Annotated in this window: 3 protein-coding genes and 1 pseudogene; all 4 read left to right on the top strand. The window is 52.3% G+C overall.

The window, feature by feature from the left end:
* A pseudogene (locus H8Q75_RS04040) lies at positions 1–388 on the top strand (RDD family protein); the annotation flags it as partial.
* Positions 389–399: 11 nt separating this feature from the next.
* Positions 400–1,014, top strand: a complete 615-nt coding sequence (locus H8Q75_RS04035) for a hypothetical protein (protein WP_024124534.1) — start codon at positions 400–402, stop codon at positions 1,012–1,014.
* Between the two features lie 299 nt (positions 1,015–1,313).
* The gene (locus H8Q75_RS04030; protein WP_041429058.1) at positions 1,314–2,981 is read left to right on the top strand and encodes a type I-MYXAN CRISPR-associated endonuclease Cas4/Cas1; all 1,668 of its coding nucleotides are present in this window, start codon (positions 1,314–1,316) and stop codon (positions 2,979–2,981) included.
* 3 nt (positions 2,982–2,984) lie between these two features.
* On the top strand, positions 2,985–3,278 hold the full coding sequence (cas2, locus tag H8Q75_RS04025) for a CRISPR-associated endonuclease Cas2 (RefSeq protein ID WP_024124532.1): 294 nt from the start codon (positions 2,985–2,987) through the stop codon (positions 3,276–3,278).
* The last annotated feature ends 353 nt before the right edge of the window (positions 3,279–3,631 follow it).

The raw sequence follows: 3,631 nt of genomic DNA, 5'->3' as shown, positions 1-3,631 counted from the left end.
GGCATTCCTGGTGACGTTATCTCCATCAGAAAAACGCCTAGGAGATAGGGTGGCAGGTACCTTGGTGATTCAAGATGAACAGGCGACGCGGTTTGCACCCCAAGGGATAACCCTTCGGCAATCACAGGCGGCTTGGGTGCAGGAGTTGCGATCGCTCGCCCACTGGGAACAGATGACCCCCGAACACTATCTCCTACTACGGAACTACCTCAATAGTCGCGATCGCCTGAGTCCTGTGGGTCGTTACCAAGCAGCTCAAGAGCTGCGCCAACAATTAGAACCCCTGTTGCTGCCCACCTATCCTGCCCACTGGCCCTCCCTGAGCGCCGAAGACTTCCTAGAGGGTCTATACATTGCCTATCGTCAACGACATCAATCATCCCCCTAGTGTGAGAGTTTATGCGTTTGCTGCTGACCCTTGGTTGTTGTAGTCTGGCCCTTTTGGGAGCGTTTCCCCTGCTCATGGGGCGGGCGAGTGAACCGACAATTCAGACGGTTGCCCTTGTCCCCCAACGCTATCAACTGCTGGGGCTATCCTTTGAAACACCCCTCCCATTTTCGCCCCCCACCCCTTTTGGTGAGAATGGCGTTGCTGTGGTTTATCCCGCCAATGCTGTACCCGGGGAGCACGAGTTAATGGTGAGCCTCATTGCTCTACCCAAAATAGATGAAGTACTAGGGGGTCTCTCGGATCAGGAGTTGCGCAATTGGCTGCGCTTTACCCAACTGGGGGGCTCCCCCACTACCACATCCACCCCAGTTGAGCGACGCATTTTGGGACGGCGCCTGCGCGGTGAAGTGCGCTATTTGCCAGTGCCACGACCAATTCACCAAGAATTGTACTTCATGCAGCTACAGGGGGGACAGCGGCTGGCGCTTCTTTTGGAGGCTGAGGATCAAGTGCCCCTACCGGTAATGGAGGAGGTCTTTAACCATGTAACAGCTTCGTTGCAGGAATTGCCCCCGCGATCGCCCGCATGGAAACGCAGTTTTCAGTGGCGAAACCATCTTTAGAGAGCGTTGCAGCTCCTAACCCTAGAACAATGCCAAGGGATGATGTCTCCTTGCCCCAATTTAGTAATGAGTTGTCTTGCTGAAGGCTAAAAATGCAGGAGATAGATTCGGCAACAGCTGCTGCCTAGGGTGGTTGATTGTCTGCCAAGCGTCGATGGCAGCAATTCATTGCCCCTAGTAAACACCCAAGGGCGTGTCCCTGCCAGCAACATTTTCAGAGGAGGAAATTCTTTTCCCCTTTTACCTTGCATTTTCCTCTGAAGGGCAATGGATAAACTAGTGGCATCTTCTGACTGGAGATGTCAATCATGGAACAGATGGTTGCCTGTGCGGAAACGGAGACCCTGCGCGTCAGCTCCCTGCGGGCTTTTACCTACTGTCGGCGGCTATTTTATCTTGAAGAAGTTGAAGAGCTGTACACCCAAAATGAGTCAGTCTTTGCGGGGCGACGGCTCCACGTAGAACTACAAAAGCTAGAACGGGGAGATTGGCAAGAATTCCGTCTTGAAAGCATCGCTCTGGGCTTACGCGGACAAGTTGATGCCCTGCGCACCCTTGAGGGACATTTAATTCCCTATGAGCACAAAATCGGTCGCTGTTATCGCGATCGCCAGCGACAGCCCCAAGCTTGGCACAGTGACAGGGTACAAATTTTGGCCTATGCCTGCTTACTGGAAACCGTTCTCGGCGTCACTGTGCCCGAAGGCCGCATTCACTATCACCGGGATAACGTCACTGTCCGAGTTCCTGTGGATGAGTCAGGCCGCCAACTGGTGCGCGACACGATTGAGCAAGCACGTCAACTGCGCGCTTCCCTAGAACGTCCCCCTGTATGCAGCAATGAAAGACTCTGCCTCAACTGCTCCTTAGCACCTGTTTGCCTACCCGAAGAAGCCCGCCTCGCTCGGGATCCTGAGCATTTACCCCTGCGGTTATTTCCAAGGGATGACGAACGGGAGATTATCCACATCACCGTTGGCGAAGCTCTCATCAAGCGCGCTGGCAAGCAGCTCAGGATTGCGATTCAAGATCAACCTGAGCAAAAGCTACCCATTCAGCAGGTGGGTCAAGTCGTGATCCACAAATTTGCCCAAATTACCACCCCCGCCATTCATCTGTGCGCCGATGAGGGTATTGGTATTCACTTCATCAGCAGTGGTGGGCGTTACATCGGCAGCATTGACAACCGCAAAGGCAGTATTCAGCGGCGTATTCGTCAATATCAAGCCCTGACAAACCCAGATCAGTGTTTACATCTTGCCCGGTTACTGGTGAATTGTCGGGGACAGAGTCAGCGCCGCCTGCTCCTGCGAGGACAGCGGAATCGCCAAGACCCTCTGCCGCCATTACAGGATATCACCACCCAAATGGAGCGGCACCTCAGTACCCTCTCCCAAGCCGATTCCCTAGAGACTCTACGGGGTATTGAAGGCCATCTCGCTGCCCTGTATTTTTCAGCGTTGCCCTATCTACTGGCGGATCACGTTCCCAAGAAGTTGCACTTCAACGGTCGCAATCGCCGCCCCCCTAAAGATCCGTTTAATGCGTTGCTGAGTTTTGGCTATGGCATGCTCCTCAGGGATGTGATGAATGCTATTCTCACGGTTGGTCTTGAGCCAGCCTTTGGCTTTTATCACCAGCCGCGTACTCAAGCACCGCCCCTTGCGTTAGATTTGATGGAAATTTTCCGTGTCCCCCTTGTGGATATGGTGGTTATTGGGTCAATTAACCGCATGCAGTGGAACCTTGACCAGTGCTTTGAAGTACGCCGAGATCACGTATGGCTGAGTGACTATGGTCGGCGTAAGTTCATTGAGCTCTATGAAGCTCGCAAAGGTGAAACATGGAAACACCCAGTCACCAACTACTCCCTCACCTATCGGCGACTCTTGGAACTGGAAGTGCGCCTACTAGAAAAGGAGTGGAGCGGGGAAGCGGGGTTGTTTGGCAAACTCATTTTGCGCTGAACCATGGCTGAATCTAAAAATTGGTACCTCATCTGCTATGACATCCGCGATCCCAAGCGATGGCGACAGGTTTATAAGCAGTTGGAGGGCTACGGTGAACGATTGCAGTTTTCAATTTTTCGCTGTCGTCTCACACCTCGAGAGCGGGAAAAGCTACGCTGGCAGCTCGAAAAAGTCCTAACTGAGGAAGATGATCTCCTAATCGTAGGACTGTGCAACCAATGCATAGAGCGGGTCCGTGCTTGCAACCGTTCAGGGGCATGGCCAGTGTCGCAGCAGAATTTCAAGATCTTCTAGCGTGCAAGCACCTCTGGACTCAAATATTCTCTCAATTCATCAATATTCAAAAATAGCCCCTTGACATGGTTTGAGAGTTTTTGTTAGATTTAGAGGTGCTTGAAAATCTCTGAACCTATTCCCCAGAGTGGAATTGACAACTGAATACGGGGCCAGGCTAAAAACTTTACAGCCAAAAAAAAATCAAGTGGCTGACATACTTGAAAATGACCTGTGCTAATATAGTTCTAGAGAGGCTTTTGAGGCGGGTCAGTGCCTCTACCTCTGATGCCGTAAGGCGTTGAGCACTTTTCCACGGTAGGGCCAGCGATCGCTCTATTACTTTGTGCCTCTACCTCTGATGCCGTAAGGCG

Origin of the sequence: Thermosynechococcus sp. OHK43 (assembly GCF_014466085.1) — a bacterium.
Classification (GTDB): Bacteria; Cyanobacteriota; Cyanobacteriia; order Thermosynechococcales; family Thermosynechococcaceae; genus Thermosynechococcus.
The sequence above is the reverse complement of the archived record's forward strand: the minus strand, read 5'-3'. Positions and strand labels throughout refer to the sequence as shown.